The sequence below is a fragment of the Pseudomonas sp. EA_65y_Pfl2_P74 genome (genome assembly GCF_963970575.1).
Classification (GTDB): Bacteria; Pseudomonadota; Gammaproteobacteria; order Pseudomonadales; family Pseudomonadaceae; genus Aquipseudomonas; species Aquipseudomonas baetica_A.
Genome location: NZ_CAXAOQ010000023.1, coordinates 91,844 through 109,112, shown reverse-complemented (window position 1 = coordinate 109,112; position 17,269 = coordinate 91,844). Strand labels below are relative to the sequence as shown.

At 61.4% G+C, this 17,269-nt stretch carries 16 protein-coding genes; 5 read left to right on the top strand and 11 right to left on the bottom strand.

Annotated features, from left to right (window positions below):
• The 4 genes from AACY18_RS19055 to AACY18_RS19040 all read right to left on the bottom strand — a co-directional run.
• Positions 1-376: contractile injection system protein, VgrG/Pvc8 family (locus AACY18_RS19055; RefSeq protein ID WP_339465693.1), on the bottom strand; the 376-nt coding region annotated here is incomplete at its 3' end.
• Positions 377-615: 239 nt separating this feature from the next.
• The gene (gene codA, locus AACY18_RS19050; RefSeq protein WP_339465692.1) at positions 616-1,854 is read right to left on the bottom strand and encodes a cytosine deaminase; all 1,239 of its coding nucleotides are present in this window, start codon (positions 1,852-1,854) and stop codon (positions 616-618) included.
• Positions 1,855-1,868: 14 nt separating this feature from the next.
• A complete protein-coding gene (gene codB / locus AACY18_RS19045) occupies positions 1,869-3,140 on the bottom strand; it encodes a cytosine permease (protein ID WP_339465691.1) in 1,272 nt (423 codons plus the stop codon).
• A 230-nt stretch (positions 3,141-3,370) separates the two neighbouring features.
• The gene (locus AACY18_RS19040) at positions 3,371-4,120 is read right to left on the bottom strand and encodes a substrate-binding periplasmic protein (RefSeq protein ID WP_339432593.1); all 750 of its coding nucleotides are present in this window, start codon (positions 4,118-4,120) and stop codon (positions 3,371-3,373) included.
• A gap of 146 nt (positions 4,121-4,266) precedes the next feature.
• Here AACY18_RS19040 and dnaX point away from each other — a divergent pair, with 146 nt between their 5' ends.
• The 5 genes from dnaX to AACY18_RS19015 all read left to right on the top strand — a co-directional run bounded on the left by dnaX (position 4,267) and on the right by AACY18_RS19015 (position 10,060).
• Positions 4,267-6,348: a DNA polymerase III subunit gamma/tau gene (dnaX, locus tag AACY18_RS19035; protein ID WP_339465690.1), complete on the top strand. Its 2,082-nt coding sequence runs from the start codon at positions 4,267-4,269 to the stop codon at positions 6,346-6,348.
• Between the two features lie 67 nt (positions 6,349-6,415).
• Positions 6,416-6,754 (top strand): YbaB/EbfC family nucleoid-associated protein, encoded by a 339-nt coding sequence (locus AACY18_RS19030; RefSeq protein ID WP_008088817.1) that lies wholly within the window; start codon positions 6,416-6,418, stop codon positions 6,752-6,754.
• Positions 6,755-7,014: 260 nt separating this feature from the next.
• Positions 7,015-8,049: an NADP-dependent oxidoreductase gene (locus AACY18_RS19025; RefSeq protein ID WP_339432584.1), complete on the top strand. Its 1,035-nt coding sequence runs from the start codon at positions 7,015-7,017 to the stop codon at positions 8,047-8,049.
• Between the two features lie 66 nt (positions 8,050-8,115).
• On the top strand, positions 8,116-8,718 hold the full coding sequence (recR, locus tag AACY18_RS19020; protein ID WP_339432583.1) for a recombination mediator RecR: 603 nt from the start codon (positions 8,116-8,118) through the stop codon (positions 8,716-8,718).
• A 193-nt stretch (positions 8,719-8,911) separates the two neighbouring features.
• Positions 8,912-10,060, top strand: coding sequence for an acyl-CoA dehydrogenase family protein (locus AACY18_RS19015; protein WP_339465689.1), 1,149 nt, complete (start codon positions 8,912-8,914; stop codon positions 10,058-10,060).
• Between the two features lie 122 nt (positions 10,061-10,182).
• On the opposite strand, the gene AACY18_RS19010 is transcribed toward AACY18_RS19015, so the two are convergent.
• From AACY18_RS19010 to AACY18_RS18980, 7 genes are all read right to left on the bottom strand, one after another.
• A complete protein-coding gene (locus tag AACY18_RS19010) occupies positions 10,183-10,731 on the bottom strand; it encodes an adenine phosphoribosyltransferase (protein WP_027921719.1) in 549 nt (182 codons plus the stop codon).
• A 78-nt stretch (positions 10,732-10,809) separates the two neighbouring features.
• A complete protein-coding gene (fnr, locus tag AACY18_RS19005; protein ID WP_339432581.1) occupies positions 10,810-11,544 on the bottom strand; it encodes a fumarate/nitrate reduction transcriptional regulator Fnr in 735 nt (244 codons plus the stop codon).
• A 181-nt stretch (positions 11,545-11,725) separates the two neighbouring features.
• A complete protein-coding gene (gene hemN / locus AACY18_RS19000; protein ID WP_339432580.1) occupies positions 11,726-13,108 on the bottom strand; it encodes an oxygen-independent coproporphyrinogen III oxidase in 1,383 nt (460 codons plus the stop codon).
• Positions 13,109-13,240: 132 nt separating this feature from the next.
• The gene (locus AACY18_RS18995) at positions 13,241-13,924 is read right to left on the bottom strand and encodes a sulfite exporter TauE/SafE family protein (RefSeq protein WP_339465688.1); all 684 of its coding nucleotides are present in this window, start codon (positions 13,922-13,924) and stop codon (positions 13,241-13,243) included.
• Positions 13,917-14,129, bottom strand: coding sequence for a cbb3-type cytochrome oxidase assembly protein CcoS (ccoS, locus tag AACY18_RS18990; RefSeq protein ID WP_339432578.1), 213 nt, complete (start codon positions 14,127-14,129; stop codon positions 13,917-13,919). Before ccoS ends, AACY18_RS18995 begins: the two co-directional genes overlap by 8 nt.
• A 22-nt stretch (positions 14,130-14,151) precedes the next feature.
• Entirely contained in the window at positions 14,152-16,602 is a 2,451-nt protein-coding gene (locus tag AACY18_RS18985; RefSeq protein WP_339465687.1) for a heavy metal translocating P-type ATPase, read from the bottom strand.
• 120 nt (positions 16,603-16,722) lie between these two features.
• Positions 16,723-17,262, bottom strand: a complete 540-nt coding sequence (locus tag AACY18_RS18980) for a FixH family protein (protein WP_339432576.1) — start codon at positions 17,260-17,262, stop codon at positions 16,723-16,725.
• Between the last annotated feature and the right edge of the window lie 7 nt (positions 17,263-17,269).

Sequence of the window (17,269 nt, the reverse complement as noted above, 5' to 3'; positions counted from 1 at the left end):
CGTGTTCTTCGAGGATCAGCGCGATGATTTTCGGCGCCGACATTTGCTGGTAGATGCGCTGGTTGGTGCGGTGATGCAGGTATTGCAGTTGCGGCACCATCGACACTTTGTAGCGGGTCAGGCGCTTACCGGCATCGCCCTGGGCGACGCGGTAGATCTGGCCGTGGATGCCTGAGCCCTGCGGATCGAATGCGAGAAACGCCTGCTTGTGCAGAAGTTTTTCCAGGTCCAGATCGGGGTTTTCGCTGACCAGTTCGAGGTCGAAACGATACGGCTGGCTGATGCCTTCGGTGCCGACAAACGACAGCACTTGCAGGTCGCCCACGTAGTCTTCGACCTTGAGGCTGAAGTGGGTTTCGTTGGCCAGGTTGAACATCTCAGACTCCTTGAGACAGCGCCGGTAATCCGTGGGCGTAGTGCATCTGTGTAGGGGGATGCAGATGGGAGCTGGATGTTAAACGTAAAAAGTTGCGCAAAAAGTTGCGCACATACGGTGAGGGCCCCGGTCTATGGGGGCTCCGGGAAAGTAATGCGAAATATTTCTTGGCGATGTGCCATCAGCTAGCCCAGCACAGAGCATGCTTTGCTGGGCAGTCGAGGGCATTTTTCAGCCGCTCAGGCGCTGAATTCCACCACCGGCATCTGCCGCTTCATCAATACCTTGGCGCCGCGAATCGAATACAGCGGCAGACCCTGGCTACGAATCACTTCGTAATCACTGTCCGCCGAAAGGATCAACAGGTTCGCCGGGCGCCCCGGTTCAAGGCCATAACGCTCGCCCAGATGCATGGCTTTGGCGCTGTTGTCCGTCACCAGATCCAGCGCACTTTGCAGGTTGCGGTAACCGAGCATGTGGCAGATGTGCAGCCCCGCTTCAAGCACGCGCAGGATGTTGCCGTTGCCCAGTGGGTACCACGGATCGACGATGGAGTCCTGGCCGAAGCACACGTTCATGCCAGCCTCCAGCAACTCGTTGACGCGGGTCACGCCACGGCGTTTGGGGAAGTTGTCGAAACGGCCTTGCAGGTGAATGCTTTCGGTCGGGCACGAAACAAAACTGATCCCGGAATGGCCGAGCAGGCGGAACAGTTTGGCGCAGTAGGCGTTGTCGTAGGAACCCATCGCGGTGGTGTGGCTGGCGGTGACGAGGGCGCCCATGTCACGGCTGCGCGCTTCTTCGGCAAGCACTTCGAGAAAGCGTGAGTGCGGGTCGTCGGTTTCGTCGCAGTGCACGTCGACCAGACAACCGGTGCGCTCGGCCAGGTCCATCAGAAACTTCACCGAACTGACGCCCTGATCGCGGGTGTATTCAAAATGTGGAATCCCGCCGACCACGTCCGCGCCCATGCGGATGGCTTCTTCCATCAACTCGCGACCGTTGCGGAATGACTCGATGCCTTCCTGCGGGAACGCGACGATTTGCAGGTCGATGAGGTGCCGGTTCTCTTCGCGCACTTCGAGCATGGCCTTGAGTGCAGTGAGTTGCGGGTCGGTGACGTCGACGTGGGTGCGTACGTGTTGAATGCCGTGGGCGGCCAGTGCCTCAATGGTTTTCTTGGCGCGGGTCTTGGTGTCTTCTTCGGTGATGGTGACCTTGCGCTCGCCCCAGCACTCGATGCCTTCGAACAGCGTGCCGCTCATGTTCCAGCGCGGCTCGCCAGCGGTGAGGGTGGCGTCGAGGTGAATGTGCGGCTCGACGAAGGGCGGCACCACCAGGTTGCCGCCGGCGTCGAGGTCGTCGGGCCCCAGGGACGGCGCTTCGGTCTGGGGGGCGATGCTGCGGATCAACCCGTCTTCGAGTTGCAGTTGGTGCAAACCTTCCTTGTGGCGCAATCGGGCGTTGATGATGTGCATCAGGCGAATCCTTTTTATAGGTCTTGTAGTGGCGCGCTGGCGCGGCGGGCGCCGAGCAGGCCGGTGACGATGACATACGTTAGCGCGGCAGCGGCAATGCCGACCAGCGGCGCGACCCATGGCGAACTGAACGCGGCCACGGTGCCGACGGCGTAAGCCCAAAGCCCCGGCCAGTTGAAGGCTGGCAGTTGTGCGTCGACCAGCCGTGGATAGCGCCCGCGCCAACGGTAGAAAAAGTCAGCCATGATCACCCCGCCAATCGGCGGGATCACCGTGCCGAGCAGAATCAGATAGGGCACCAGCATGTCGTACATGCCCAGCAGGGCGAGCAGGGTGCCGATCACCGCGCCGGCGAGGGTCACGGTCTTGCGCCGCCCGGTGCGCAGCAGGTTGCAACCGGCGACGGCGAAGTTGTAGATGGTGTTGTCCTGGGTGCTCCAGATGTTGAGCAACAGCATCGCCATCGCCGCCATGGCGAAGCCTTGCAGCAGCAAGACTTCAACCACATCCGGCTGCTGATAGACGATGGCGCCGTAGGCCCCGATCAGCACCATTAAACCGTTGCCGATGAAGAACCCGATCAGGCTGGCCAGTACGGCGACTTTTGCCGAGCGTGAGAAGCGTGTCCAGTTGGTCGCCTGTGTTGCGCCGCTGACGAAGGTGCCGAACACCAGCGTGATCGCCGTCGACCAGTCCATCGAGCCGCTCGGGACGATGCTGAGCAAACCCTCGAAACCACCGACCTTCACCGTCGCCACCCACATCGACAGCAACAGCAGCAACATCATCGCCGGCACCGCGATGCAGGAGAGAATTTCCAGTCCGCGATAGCCGACATATGCCGTGGCGCAGAACATCAGGCCGAACAGCACCATCAAACCCAGCACCGTGCCTTGATCAAGATCGAAATATTTGCCAATCACCACCGCCGCCGTCGCGGTGCCCCAGGCGTACCAGCCAATTTGGGTGAAACCGAGGATCAGGTCGCTGAGTTTGCTGCCGACTTCGCCGAAGCAGAACCGGCCCATCAGCACCGAGTTGAGGCCACTCTTGAAGGCGATGTAACCCAGGCCCGCCGCGTAGAGGCCCAGCAGCAAGTTGCCGACGATGATCACCGCCATCATCTCGCTAAAACTGAACGCCACGCCGAGCTTGCCACCGGCAAACATGGTGGCAGTGAAAAACGTGAAGCCCAGTAACACGATCGCCGTCGAGGCCAGGCCTTTGCGCGCGTGCATGGGGACTTCGCTGAGGGGGTAATCGTTGCCGGCATCGTTCTGCGTCATGGGGTGGTCCTTGCTGAAAAGGGGAAGACGCGGGAGGGTTGCAGTGCTCGTGCCAAATGCGGGTGGGCGCGATTATGTATAGACGAGTCGCGAGGAATGGCACGAAAGCGGTGCAGTTGAACGCACCGAGGCACAATCTGGGAGCTGTCGAGGGCGGCGGGTTTTCCGATGCACAGCGCGAAGGTTTGAGCCCGAAAAGTCCAGGCATGGAAAAGAGCGGTGGTGGCTGTTTAGTGGTGAACTTCAGAGTTGCCGGTATAGAGCCGGATAATCTGATCAATCTCCCCCGACATTTTCATCCTCAGCAACGTGCGTAAAACGCGCTGCACTGGCACCTTTGGGTCATTCCTGACATAGCAGCCCACGCTCTGCTCCTGCAGTATCGCGACACCTTGCAGTTGCTTTTCAGGCGTCAGGCGTTGGTTGAACCAGTCCAGCGTCCACTGATTGCTCACGGCATAGCGGTAACGCCCGGCCAGCAGTTTTTCCAGTACCTGTTCCTGATTTCGGGCGTCTTCGCGATGCAGTCGATCAGCATCGAACAGGTTTTGCAGGGTCGGGTAGGTGTAACCGAGCACGGTGCCGATGGATTGGCGTGGCAGTCGGTTAGTGTCGACGCGGGCAGGCTGATCCTGGTGGCTGATCAGCAAATCACGCTGAAAAAACAACGGAATGCTCCAGATGTAATCCCCGGACTGATTCGGCAGCCAGGATTGTGCGGCAAAGCAGCGCACGTCGACTCCGCCGTGTTCCATGGTGCTTTGTACGCGAGTCCGGGGCAGAACGTGGAATTCTGCCGGCACGCCGACCTGAGTCGCGAGGCTGAGCATCATGTCGTACAGAATGCCTTGGGTCGGACGACCGCGTTCAAGTTGCACCATCGGCATGGCCCAGCTATCCGGCACGGCGAAGCGCAGTGGTGTTTGCGCTGCCGTCACGCTCAAGCTGATTCCCAGCAGTGCCCCCAAGGCCCAACGCATAAACGCTCCGGTCATTTCCCGATCCCGAGCCGATAAAAGACTCCGCTCATGCAGCTTAGCCACATTAGACGAGGACACCGGATGCAATTTTGCCCTTGCTCCGCTAGCATTAGCCGCTTCAGCTTCCTTCGTTGCGACGGTTTTCGATGAGTTATCAGGTTCTTGCACGTAAATGGCGTCCGCGCTCGTTCCGCGAAATGGTCGGCCAGACCCATGTGCTCAAGGCTCTGATCAATGCCTTGGACAGCCAGCGGCTGCACCATGCGTACCTGTTCACCGGTACACGCGGGGTGGGTAAAACCACGATTGCGCGGATCATTGCCAAATGCCTGAACTGTGAGACAGGTATCACTTCCAGCCCCTGCGGCGAGTGTTCGGTGTGTCGTGAAATCGACGAAGGCCGTTTTGTCGACCTGATCGAGATCGACGCCGCGAGCCGCACCAAGGTCGAAGACACTCGCGAGTTGCTCGACAATGTGCAGTACGCGCCGAGCCGTGGGCGCTTCAAGGTCTACCTGATCGACGAAGTGCACATGCTCTCCAGCCATTCCTTCAATGCGCTGCTGAAAACCCTCGAAGAGCCGCCGCCGTACGTCAAATTCATCCTGGCGACGACTGATCCGCAGAAACTTCCGGCAACGATTTTGTCGCGTTGCCTGCAGTTCTCTTTGAAAAACATGACGCCAGAGCGTGTGGTCGAGCATTTGACCCACGTCCTCAGTGCCGAAAACGTGCCGTTCGAAGACGATGCCCTGTGGCTGCTGGGTCGCGCCGCTGACGGGTCGATGCGAGACGCCATGAGCCTGACCGATCAGGCCATTGCTTTTGGTGAAGGCAAGGTTCTGGCCTCCGACGTGCGAGCGATGCTCGGCACACTGGACCATGGTCAGGTCTATGACGTCTTGCATTCGCTGATCGAAGGTGACGCCAAGGCGTTGCTCGAAGCTGTGCGTCACCTGGCCGAGCAAGGCCCGGACTGGAATGGTGTGCTCTCGGAAATTCTCAACGTGCTGCACCGCGTCGCCATCGCCCAGGCGCTGCCCGAAGGTGTCGACAACGGTCATGGCGACCGTGATCGCGTGTTGGCATTGGCTCAGGCCTTGCCGGCCGAAGACGTGCAGTTCTATTACCAGATGGGCCTGATCGGCCGTCGCGATTTGCCGCTGGCGCCTGATCCGCGCGGTGGCTTTGAAATGGTGTTGTTGCGGATGCTGGCCTTCCGGCCCGCCGACACAGTGGACGCCCCGAGGCAACCGCTAAAGCCAGTGGGGATCAGCCAGGCCACAGTTGATTCCGCAAACGCCGTGGCTGCCGCGCCGGTGGTCGCTGCGGCTATTGCGCCGGCTCCAGCGCCGGCTGCTGCACCCGCGCCGGCTCCCGAGCCAGCGCCGGTGATTGCTCCTGAGCCGGAACCAGAACCAGATCCTGTGCCCGAGCCTGAGCCAGTCGTCGTCGATGCCGTCGTCGACTTGCCCTGGAACGATCCGGTAGAACCCGAACCCGAACCGGCCCAGCAGCCGGCGGTCGACCCCGTGCTGGAAACCGCTGCCGAGCAGCCTGATCTGCCGCCGATGCCGTTGCCCACCCCGGACAGCGTTGTACCGGACGCGCCGGAGTGGGCCGCCGGACCGATTCCCGAGCCGTCGGTCGCCGACGTCGATGCCGCCACGCCGGGCATGGACACGGATGACGAGCCGCCGCTGGACGAGGACTACATCGAGCCGGACATGGATTCGGCATACAGCTATCTCGACGAACTGGCGAGCGAGCATGCCGCAGAACCGGCCCCGGAACCCGAGCCGGAGCCCGCAGCGATGCCGGCCACCGGTCTGGCGTTGCAATGGCTGGAACTGTTCCCGAAACTGCCGATCTCCGGCATGACGGGCAGCATCGCCGCCAACTGCACGCTGATCGCGGTTGATGGCGATCAGTGGCTGATGCACCTGGACCCGGCTCACAGCGCCTTGTTCAACGCCACTCAACAGCGTCGTCTCAACGATGCGTTGAACCAGTTCCACGGTCGCACGCTGAGCCTGACCATCGAACTGATCAAGCCCGAGCAGGAAACCCCGGCCCAGGCCGCGTCCCGTCGCCGTGCCAACCGTCAGCGCGAAGCGGAGGAGTCGATCCACGGCGATCCGTTCATCCAGCAGATGGTTCAGCAGTTCGGCGCAGTGGTGCGACACGATACTATTGAACCCGTCGACGCCTTGGTCGCCCAAGGCTAATAACTGAAGGCGCTCGTTCTCCAAGGCCGGGCGCTGTTTTGATCCAAGTACTTTTGAGGTGATTCCCATGATGAAAGGTGGCATGGCCGGCCTGATGAAGCAGGCGCAGCAGATGCAGGAAAAAATGGCCAAGATGCAGGAAGAACTGGCCAACGCCGAAGTCACCGGCAAGGCCGGCGGCGATATGGTCACCGTGGTGATGACCGGTCGTCACGACGTCAAAAGCGTGAGCATCGACCCAAGCCTGGTTGAAGGCCTGAGCGAAGACGACAAAGAGATGCTGGAAGCCGTGGTGGCTGCCGCCGTCAATGACGCCGTGCGCAAGATCGAAGCCAGCAGCCAGGAAAAAATGGGCGGCATGACCGCCGGCATGAACCTGCCAGCGGGCATGAAACTGCCATTCTGATTCGCCATTGCGCGACAGATGAGCTACACAAAGTGCCAGGCATTGCGCCTGGCATTTTTGTTTCTGGCTGATTGTTTTGCATTGGCAGGGCTGACGCCTTCGCGAGCAGGCTCGCACATTTGAAATGCGTTAACCCTGTGGGAGCGGGCTTGCTCGCGAAGAAGTCGACTCGGTCGGTCCGAATAAACATCGAACCCATCACCGCCACCCACGGTCTGCTCCCTATACCGCCGAATTCATCATTCACAGGAGACGCTGACATGTCCGACCCTCTCACCCTCAATCAACGTGTCGTCCTGGCCTCACGCCCGGTCGGTGCGCCGACCCCGGAAAATTTTCGCCTTGAGCGCGAAGCCTTGCCAGAGCTTGAAGACGGGCAGGTGTTGCTGAAAACCCTGTACCTGTCGCTTGATCCGTACATGCGCGGGCGCATGAGCGACGCTCCGTCCTACGCCGCGCCGGTGGAAATCGGTGAAGTGATGACCGGTGGTGCGGTCAGCCGAGTCGAACGCTCGACCCACCCCAAATTCCACACCGGTGATCTGGTCGTTGGCGCGACCGGTTGGCAGAGTCACAGCATCAGCGACGGGCGCAATATCATTCCGATTCCGGCAGGGTTGCCGAGCCCCTCAATGGCCCTCGGTGTGCTGGGTATGCCGGGGTTGACCGCGTACATGGGCCTGATGGATATCGGTCAGCCAAAGGCTGGGGAGACGCTGGTGGTCGCGGCGGCGTCCGGGGCGGTCGGCTCAGTGGTCGGCCAAGTGGCGAAGATCAAAGGCCTGCGCGCGGTCGGTGTGGCTGGCGGCGCCGAAAAGTGCAAATACGTGGTGGAGGTGCTGGGATTCGACGCCTGCGTCGATCACAAGGCTGCGGATTTCGCCGAGCAACTGGCGAAGGCCTGTCCCGATGGTATCGATGTCTATTACGAGAATGTCGGCGGTCATGTGTTCGAGGCCGTGGTGCCATTGCTCAATCCCAAGGCACGCATTCCGCTGTGTGGTCTGATCGCGGGCTACAACGCCCATGAAGCCCCGCAAGGCCCGGATCGCCTGCCGATGCTGCAACGCACCCTGTTGACCAAGCGTGTGCGGATTCAGGGCTTTATCGTGTTCGATGACTACGGTGATCGTCAGCCGGAATTCATCAGCCACATGGTGCCGTGGGTGCGTGAGGGCAAGGTGAAATTCCGTGAAGACGTGGTCGAAGGCCTGGAGCAGGCACCCGATGCGTTTATCGGTCTGCTGGAGGGGCGCAACTTCGGCAAACTGGTGGTGCGGGTCGCCCAGGACTGAGTATTTGACGCTGGCCAGAGGCGCGGGTATAAACCGCGTCTCGTTGTTTTGTCGGACTTTTTACCCATGAGCTTCAGCCCTTTGATTCGCCAACTGATCGATTCCCTGCGCGTTCTGCCGGGTGTGGGTCAGAAAACCGCCCAGCGCATGGCGTTGCAGTTGCTCGAGCGTGACCGCAGCGGCGGTCTGCGTCTGGCTCAATCCCTGAGTCAGGCCATGGAAGGGGTCGGTCACTGCCGTCAGTGCCGCACGCTGACCGAAGACGATCTGTGCCCGCAATGCGCCGATACGCGCCGCGATGACACGCTGTTGTGCGTGGTGGAAGGGCCGATGGATGTCTATGCGGTCGAGCAGACCGGGTTCCGTGGGCGTTACTTTGTGCTCAAAGGTCACCTGTCGCCGCTGGACGGCCTCGGGCCTGAGGCAATCGGTATTCCGCAGTTGATGGCGCGGATCGAAGAGGCGGGCACTTTTGCCGAGGTGATCCTGGCCACCAACCCGACGGTGGAAGGTGAAGCGACGGCGCATTACATCGCGCAGTTGCTGAACAATAAAGGCTTGATCGCCTCGCGGATTGCCCACGGTGTACCGCTGGGGGGTGAGCTGGAGTTGGTGGATGGCGGTACCCTTGCACACTCGTTTGCCGGGCGTAAGCCGATCTCTCTCTGATAGTTGTGTTGCCTGATCTGAGGCCTTCGCGAGCAAGCCCGCTGCCACAATGGTTTTGTATACGCTACAAATCCCATGTGGCAGCGGGCTTGCTCGCCAATGGCGCGCCTCGGTCTGTCTGAATCAAACAATTCTGTTGAAAACCAAGCAAGCGCTCGGTTAACGTCGGTCAACCCTTCCGTGGAGTTTGCCGATGCCTGCCTTCCAGGAATACTTCGACCCCAACCACCAATTGGTTCGCGACAGCGTCAGACGTTTCGTCGAGCGTGAAATCCTGCCGGACATCAATGAGTGGGAAGAAGCCGAAAGCTTCCCCCGTGAGTTGTATCTGAAGGCCGGTGCAGCGGGGATCCTTGGTATCGGCTACCCCGAAGCACTGGGTGGCAGCCATGAAGGCGATGTGTTCGCCAAGGTTGCCGCCAGTGAGGAATTGATGCGCTGCGGTGCTGGCGGCCTGGTGGCGGGGCTGGGTTCGCTCGATATCGGCCTGCCGCCGATCGTCAAATGGGCGCGTCCCCACGTGCGCGATCGCGTGGTGCCGCCGGTGCTCCGTGGCGAGAAAATCAGTGCGCTGGCCGTTACCGAGCCCGGCGGCGGCTCTGACGTTGCCAACCTGCAAACCCGCGCCGTGCGTGACGGTGATTTCTACCGGGTCAGCGGCAGTAAAACCTTTATCACCAGTGGCGTGCGCGCCGATTTCTATACCGTCGCGGTTCGCACCGGCGCGCCGGGTTTTGCTGGCATCAGCCTGTTGCTGATCGAGAAGCAAACGCCCGGATTCACCGTCGGCCGCCAGTTGAAGAAAATGGGCTGGTGGGCGTCGGACACGGCGGAGTTGTTCTTCGACGATTGCCGGGTGCCTGTCGACAACTTGATCGGTGCCGAGAACATGGGCTTCGCCTGCATCATGGGCAACTTCCAGAGCGAGCGGCTGGCGTTGGCGCTGATGGCCAACATGACTTCACAGTTGGCGCTGGAAGAGAGCCTGAAGTGGGCACGCGAGCGTGAGGCATTCGGCAAACCGATCGGCAAATTCCAGGTGATCAAGCACCGGCTCGCCGAGATGGCGACGGCGCTGGAAGTGTCGCGGGAGTTCACCTATCGGCAAGCGGCGAAAATGGCGGCGGGGCAGAGTGTCATCAAGGAGATTTCCATGGCGAAGAACTTTGCCACGGACACCTCGGACCGAATCACCACCGAAGCGGTGCAGATTCTCGGCGGGCTGGGTTACATGCGCGAGAGTCTGGTGGAGCGGCTGTATCGGGATAACCGCATCCTGTCGATTGGCGGCGGGACGCGGGAGGTGATGAACGAGATCATCAGCAAGCAGATGGGGCTTTGAAGGGTAGCTGAGGCTACTGCCTCTGCGCGGGCAAGCCAGTTCCCGGTGTACACAAGATTTGTGAACGACCGAAATCACTGTGGGAGCGGGCCTGCCCGCGAAGGCATCAGTACAGGCGCTACTTACTTATCGGTCAGGGCAAACTGCGTCAGGCAGAATGTCGGGATCCCCATGTCTTCCAGACGCTGCGAACCACCGAGCTCCGGCAGATCAATGATCGCCGCCGCCTCATGCACCCGAGCGCCCATCCGGCGAATCAGATTGGCCGCGGCAATCAGCGTTCCGCCGGTGGCAATCAAATCATCAAACATCACCACCGAATCGCCCTCACACAGGCTGTCGGCGTGCACTTCAAGGAACGCTTCACCGTACTCGGTCGCGTAACCCTCGGCCAGCACGTCCGCCGGCAGTTTGCCTTGCTTGCGGAACAGCACCAGCGGCTTGTTCAACTGATAGGCCAATACCGAACCGATCAAAAAACCACGGGCATCCATCGCGCCGATGTGGGTGAAGTCGGCTTCGACATAGCGGTGAGCGAAGCTGTCCATCACCAGGCGCAGGGCCGTTGGCGACTGGAAGAGGGGGGTGATGTCACGAAAGATCACGCCCGGTTTCGGGAAGTCGATTACGGGGCGGATCAGGGATTTGATGTCGAAGGAGTCGAAGACCATCGTCGAAGTGTCCTGGCAGGGCTGCAAACGGCGCAGTATACCCGCGGCTGAAACGCTTCGCTCAACCGCGGATCGAGATCAGCCTTCGAGCGAGCCACCCGCCAGCGCACACAGCTGAATCGGGTCGAGGATATGAATTTCTTTGCCCTCGGCGGCAATCAGTTCGTTTTGCTGGAAGCGGGTGAACACCCGGGACACGGTTTCTACCGCCAGCCCCAGGTAGTTGCCGATTTCATTGCGCGACATGCTCAAGCGGAACTGGTTGGCCGAGAAACCGCGAGCGCGGAAGCGGGCGGACAGGTTGACCAGGAAGGTTGCAATACGTTCGTCGGCAGTCTTCTTCGACAGCAGCAACATCATTTGCTGGTCGTCGCGAATTTCGCGGCTCATCACGCGCATCAACTGGCGGCGCAGTTGCGGCAATTGCAGGGCCAGTTCGTCGAGGCGTTCGAAAGGGATTTCGCAGACCGAGGTGGTTTCCAGGGCCTGGGCGGAAACCGGGTGTTTTTCGGTGTCCATGCCGGACAGGCCGACCAGTTCGCTGGGCAGGTGGAAGCCGGTGAGTTGCTCTTCGCCGGTATCGCTCAGGCTGAAAGTCTTCAGGGCGCCGGAGCGTACTGCATAAACGGAATCGAACGTGTCGCCCTGGCGGAACAGGAACTCACCCTTTTTCAACGGGCGGCCGCGTTTAACGATGTCGTCCAGCGCATCCATGTCTTCCAGATTCAGAGAAAGTGGCAGGCACAGAGGGGCCAGGCTGCAATCCTTGCAATGAGCCTGGGTGTGAGCGCGCAGTTTAACTGGCTCGGACATTTCTTTAATCCTTGTGGGAAAACACACATAAGCCGTAAGGGTAACTCACGGGAGGACATTCAGGCCAGCTTGTGAAGAGATTGCCCTGCGGGCATAAAGCCGCAGGGCACGCGACAGTCGAGGTGCTATCGAGTGAATCCTGAACCATCGGTTTCAAAGCGTCTGCGTAAGCAATAACAGTTCAGATCACCCGGGAAAAACGCTGGCGGTTCTGCTGTTCAAGGTAGGCGTCAAATACCATGCACACCGAGCGCACCAACAGCCGTCCGGCCGGTAAAACCTCAATACGCTCGCGACCAAGCGTGATCAGGCCATCGTTGGCCATGCCTTGCAGTTGCGGCCACAGCGCGCCGAAATACCCCTGAAAATCGATGTTGAACTGCTGCTCGATCTCGGCGAATTCCAGGCTGAAATTGCAGATCAGTTGCTGAATCACTGCGCGTCGCAGCCGATCATCGGCGTTGCACACCAGGCCCCGACTGGTCGCCAATTGCGCGGCGGCGAGGGTGTTTTGGTATTCGTTGAGATCACTGCTGTTCTGGCAATACAGATCGCCGATCTGGCTGATGGCCGATACGCCCAGGCCAATCAAGTCGCAATGACCGTGGGTGGTGTAGCCCTGGAAGTTGCGTTGCAGGGTTTGTTCTTCCTGAGCGACCGCCAGTTCATCGTCGGGCAGGGCGAAGTGGTCCATGCCGATGTAGCGGTAACCGGCGGCGGTCAGTTGCTCGATGGTGCGCTGGAGCATGTGCAGTTTTTGCGTCGGGGTCGGCAGTTCATTGCTGTTGATCCGCCGCTGCGGCATGAAGCGTTCCGGCAGGTGTGCGTAGTTGAATACCGAGAGTCGATCCGGCTGCAGGCTGATGACTTCCTCGACCGTGCGGGCGAAGTTGTCGGGGGTCTGTTTGGGCAAGCCATAAATCAGGTCAATATTGATCGAACGAAATTGCAGCGTGCGCGCCGCGTCGATCACGGCGCGGGTTTCTTCCAGGCTTTGCAGGCGATTAACCGCCCGCTGTACCGCCGGATCAAGGTCTTGCAGGCCAATGCTGACCCGGTTGAACCCCAGCTCACGCAGCAAGCCCATGGTCGACCAGTCGGCTTCACGCGGATCGATTTCGATGCCGTAATCGCCGGAGTCGTCATCCAGCAGATTGAAGTGTTTGCGCAGATGCGCCATCAGTTGGCGCAGTTCGTCGTGGCTGAGGAAGGTCGGGGTACCGCCGCCGAAGTGCAACTGCTCGACTTTCTGCGCCGGGTCGAGGTGGCAGGCGATCAGCTGGATTTCCTGCTCCAGGCGTTGCAGGTAAGGCAGCGCTCGGCCACGATCCTTGGTGATCACCTTGTTGCAGGCGCAGTAGTAGCAAATGTTCGCGCAGAACGGCACATGCACATACAACGACAAGGGGCGTAGCGCCTTGCGGCTGTCGCGCAGGGCGTGGAACAGGTCGAAGGTGCCGACCTGACTGTTGAATTGCACGGCCGTCGGGTACGAGGTGTAGCGCGGCCCCGCCAAGTCGTAGCGGCGGATCAGATCTGTGTCCCAACGAATGGCGTCGAGCATGCGGGCATTCCCCCGGGTAGGCTGGCAGTGTTGGCGAGTCTAGGGGAGGGCGCGCGCAGGCATGTTGATTTGCATCAACGGGGAGATATGTGTGGCGGGTGCGGGCTTACCCGCGAAGGTTGCGCCGCCGACTCAATGCCCCATCAACCAGTGTTGATGAGGGCCGGGCAGGGTCCAGATGCCGAACAGCATCACTAAAACCCCGCCGGTCATGCGTACGCTGCGTTTGCGCAACAACGCTGTGACGCGCTCGGCGGCGAGGCCGGTTGCGAGCAGCACCGGCCAGGTACCCAGCCCGAATGCGAGCATCAACAAGGCACTGTCCAGCGCATTGCCCTGGCTCGCCGACCACAACAGCGTGCTGTAAACCAGTCCGCAGGGCAGCCAGCCCCATAGCGCACCGAGCAATAAGGCGCGGGGCAGGCTCGACACCGGTAGCAAGCGGTTGGCTACCGGTTGAATGTAGCGCCACAAGCCGCGACCGAGGCTTTCGATGCGGGTCAGTCCGCTCCACCAGCCGGCCAGATACAAGCCCATGGCAATCAACAGCAAACCGGCCAGCACGCGCATGAACAGCGCGGCCGGGCTGTTCGCCACTGCCCAACCGGCGAGGCCGATCAGCAATCCGGCGGTGGCGTAACTGAGGATTCGACCCAGGTTGTAGGCCAGCAGCAGACGAAAGCGTCGGCTGCGTTGTTCCTTGGGGATTGCCAGCGTCAGCGCGCCCATCAAACCGCCGCACATTCCCAGGCAATGGCCGCCGCCGAGCAAGCCGAGGATCAGCGACGACACCAGCAGAGGCGCCAATTCAAGCATGGGGCGGCGCCTTGTCGTCCGGTTTGGTTGCGTTGGCTTCGTCCACCGCAGCGGTGTGGTTGGGGTCCTGATCGTCGAACAGAATGCTGTGGGCCGGACCGTCGAGGTCGTCGTACTGACCGCTGTCCACTGCCCAGAAGAAAATGTACACGGCGATGGCCACGATCAGCAGTGCGGCCGGGATCATCACGTAGAGAGCTGGCATCTGTACTCCATGCCCTTGCGGCTCAGGCCGGCAGCGGGCGGGTTTCTGACGCGGTGCGGGCGGCCGGCGCGCTCGGCAGGCGAGTCAGGCGCAGGGCATTGAGCACCACGGTCAACGAACTGATCGACATGCCGACCGCGGCCCACACCGGGGTGATCCAGCCGAGGGCGGCGAACGGCAACATGAAGCCATTGTACAGCGCCGCCCACAGCAGGTTCTCGATGATTACCCGGCGGGTGCGTCGCGCCAGCGTGAAGGCTTGCACCAGGGCGTCGAGCCGATTGGACAGCAACACGGCATCGGCGCTGGTTTTCGCCAGGTCAGTGGCCGAGCCCATGGCCACGCTGATGTCGGCAGCCGCCAGCACTGGCACATCGTTGACGCCGTCACCGAGCATCAAGACTTTGCGACCTTCCCGGTGCAACTGGTGCAGCACTTGCAGTTTGTCGTCCGGGCGCAGACCGCCACGGGCCTCTTCGATGCCCAGTTCTGCGGCAACACTTGCGACCATCGGCGAACTGTCGCCGGACAACAGCAATGTGCGCCAGCCACGCGCCTTGCAGGCGGCGAGCAGGGCCGGTGCATCGTCGCGCAAACGGTCATCGAGGACGAACCAGGCCAGCGGCCGCTGCGTGTCGCCGAGCAGCAGCCATTGCCCGGGTTCATTCGGCATCGCAGGCGCAATGGCGCCGCTAAGGGCGCAGACAAATTCCGCCTGACCGATGCGCAAGCGTTGTTCGCCGACCAAGCCTTCGAGGCCAAGCCCTGGCGTGCTGTGGACCTCTTCGGCCGCCAGCGGCGCACGGCCGAACGCGCGGGCAATCGGGTGTTCCGAACGGTTCTCCAACGCAGCGGCGAGGCTCAGGCATTGATCGCTGTCCAGTGCGCCCAGTGGGCGAATCGAGCGCAATACCAGTCGGCCTTCGGTGAGGGTGCCGGTCTTGTCGAAAATCACCGTGTCGATCTGGTTCAGGCCTTCCAGCACATGGCCGCGGGTCAGCAGCAAGCCGAGTTTGTGCAACGTGCCGGTGGCGGCGGTGAGGGCGGTCGGTGTTGCCAGCGATAGCGCGCAGGGGCAGGTCGCCACCAGCATCGCGAGGACGATCCAGAATGCGCGTGACGAATCCAGCTCCCACCACAGCAGGCCAATGGCAGCAGCGGCGATCAGCGACAACAGCAAGAACCATTGCGCGGCGCGGTCGGCGATTTCCGCCAGTCGTGGTTTTTCGGTCTGGGCGCGGTCGAGCAAACGGACGATGGCCGACAGTCGCGTGTCCTGTCCTAGCGCGAGCACTTGCACGGTTAACGCACCCTCAACGTTCAGGGTGCCCGCTGTGACGGCATCGCCCGGCGTGCGCGGTTGTGGCAGGTATTCGCCGGTCAGCAGTGATTCGTCGATGCTCGACTGGCCATCGAGGATCTTGCCGTCCGCCGGCAGGGTCGAGCCCGGTGGCACCAGCACGTGATCGCCCAGGCGCAGCTCGCTGAGCAGGATGCGCTCGCTCTGGCCGGCCTCATCGAGGCGCAGGCACGAGGCGGGCAACAGGTTGACCAACTGTGCGGTCGCAGCGGCGGTTCGCTCCCGCGCGCGACGCTCCAGATAGCGCCCGGCGAGCAGAAACAGCGCAAACATGCCGACCGCATCGAAATACAACTCGCCGACGCCGGTGATCGCCGTCCAGATCCCGGCCATGTAGGCGCTGCCGATCGCTAGCGACACCGAAACATCCATGGTCAGGTGGCGCGTTCGCAAGTCACGCATCGCGCCCTTGAAGAACGGCGCGCAACTGTAGAACACGATCGGCGTGGTCAGAAACAGCGCGACCCAGCGCAGGATGGTGTGCAGTTCGGGGCTCAGGTCGATGTTGAATTCCGGCCAGGTCGCCATGGTTGCCATCATCGCCTGGAACCATAGCAGCCCGGCCACGCCCAATTGGCGCAGGGCGAGGCGGTTTTCGCTGGCTATCTGTTCGCTGGCACGGTCGGCCTGATACGGGTGGGCGGCGTAACCGATGTGGCGCAGTTCGGCGAGCAATCGGCTCAGCGGCAATTGCCCATCCGCCCAGCGAACGTGAAGTCGATGGTTGGACAGATTCAGTCGGGCTTCGGCGACCGCCCCAAGCGTGCGCAGATGTTTCTCGATCAGCCAGCCGCAGGCGGCGCAACTGATGCCTTCCATCAGCAGCGTGGTTTCGGCCAGTTCGCCTTCGTGGCGGACAAAAGGTTGCTGGACATCGGCGCGGTCGTACAGCGCCAGCTCATCGACCAATTGCACCGGCAGCGCTTCGGGGTTGGCCGAGGCTTCGCTGCGGTGCTGGTAGTAGCTTTGCAGACCACCGGCAACGATGGCTTCGGCCACAGCCTGACAGCCCGGGCAGCAGAACTCACGGGGTTCCCCGAGTACAACGGCGGTGAAGCGACTGCCGGACGGGACGGGCAGGGCGCAGTGGTAGCAGGGGATCGGGGTGGTCATCAGGTTTTCATTAATGCGGCGTAATCGATGTCGTCCGGTCGGGCCTCTTCGCGAGCAAACCCGCTCCCACGGTGGATACTGGATATCCACCGTGGGAGCGGGTTTGCGCGAAGCGCGGCGTTACTTCTTCAGGTCTTCGGCGCCCTGGAGCGGTTCGTCACCGAGCAGCAGGTCCGTGTCATGGCTGACCCGCTCTTCTTCGAACATGCGCCAGATGTGATCATCCTGCGATCCCAGCAATTCGACAAACCGGCGGCCGTCGACCTTGTCGCTCAACTGGCCGATGTAGCGGCCCGCTTCAGTTTCGCTGCGGGTCAGGACGATCTTGCGATCCTTCTCCGGTTGGGTCGGCGAGATCAGGTTCAGCTCAAGTGTCCTGGGCTGGCTGTCGCCGCTCAAGCGCACTTCGACTTCACCGGTCAGATCATCCAGATGCACAGCGGCGCGCATCTTCAGGTGCTGTGCGAGCAGTTCGCGATCCAGTGAGCGGTTGATGCCTTTGCCTGCCTCGTAGTAGTTGTCGTTGACCAGGTTGTCCGGGTTGTTCACCGCGATGGTCACCATGGACAGGGTCAGCGTCACCGAACAGGCCAGAATCGCGATGATGATCCATGGCCAGAGGTGCTTGTACCAGGGACTTGCGGCGTTTGCTGCGGGCATGTTCAGT

Excerpts from the sequence above, each read along its gene's own strand:
- codA (WP_339465692.1), bottom strand. The coding sequence starts at position 1,854 with ATGCACATCATCAACGCCCGATTGCGCCACAAGGAAGGTTTGCACCAA.
- codB (WP_339465691.1), bottom strand. The coding sequence starts at position 3,140 with ATGACGCAGAACGATGCCGGCAACGATTACCCCCTCAGCGAAGTCCCC.
- AACY18_RS19040 (WP_339432593.1), bottom strand. The coding sequence starts at position 4,120 with ATGCGTTGGGCCTTGGGGGCACTGCTGGGAATCAGCTTGAGCGTGACG.
- dnaX (WP_339465690.1), top strand. The coding sequence starts at position 4,267 with ATGAGTTATCAGGTTCTTGCACGTAAATGGCGTCCGCGCTCGTTCCGC.
- AACY18_RS19030 (WP_008088817.1), top strand. The coding sequence starts at position 6,416 with ATGATGAAAGGTGGCATGGCCGGCCTGATGAAGCAGGCGCAGCAGATG.
- AACY18_RS19025 (WP_339432584.1), top strand. The coding sequence starts at position 7,015 with ATGTCCGACCCTCTCACCCTCAATCAACGTGTCGTCCTGGCCTCACGC.
- recR (WP_339432583.1), top strand. The coding sequence starts at position 8,116 with ATGAGCTTCAGCCCTTTGATTCGCCAACTGATCGATTCCCTGCGCGTT.
- AACY18_RS19015 (WP_339465689.1), top strand. The coding sequence starts at position 8,912 with ATGCCTGCCTTCCAGGAATACTTCGACCCCAACCACCAATTGGTTCGC.
- AACY18_RS19010 (WP_027921719.1), bottom strand. The coding sequence starts at position 10,731 with ATGGTCTTCGACTCCTTCGACATCAAATCCCTGATCCGCCCCGTAATC.
- fnr (WP_339432581.1), bottom strand. The coding sequence starts at position 11,544 with ATGTCCGAGCCAGTTAAACTGCGCGCTCACACCCAGGCTCATTGCAAG.
- hemN (WP_339432580.1), bottom strand. The coding sequence starts at position 13,108 with ATGCTCGACGCCATTCGTTGGGACACAGATCTGATCCGCCGCTACGAC.
- AACY18_RS18995 (WP_339465688.1), bottom strand. The coding sequence starts at position 13,924 with ATGCTTGAATTGGCGCCTCTGCTGGTGTCGTCGCTGATCCTCGGCTTG.
- ccoS (WP_339432578.1), bottom strand. The coding sequence starts at position 14,129 with ATGCCAGCTCTCTACGTGATGATCCCGGCCGCACTGCTGATCGTGGCC.
- AACY18_RS18985 (WP_339465687.1), bottom strand. The coding sequence starts at position 16,602 with ATGACCACCCCGATCCCCTGCTACCACTGCGCCCTGCCCGTCCCGTCC.
- AACY18_RS18980 (WP_339432576.1), bottom strand. The coding sequence starts at position 17,262 with ATGCCCGCAGCAAACGCCGCAAGTCCCTGGTACAAGCACCTCTGGCCA.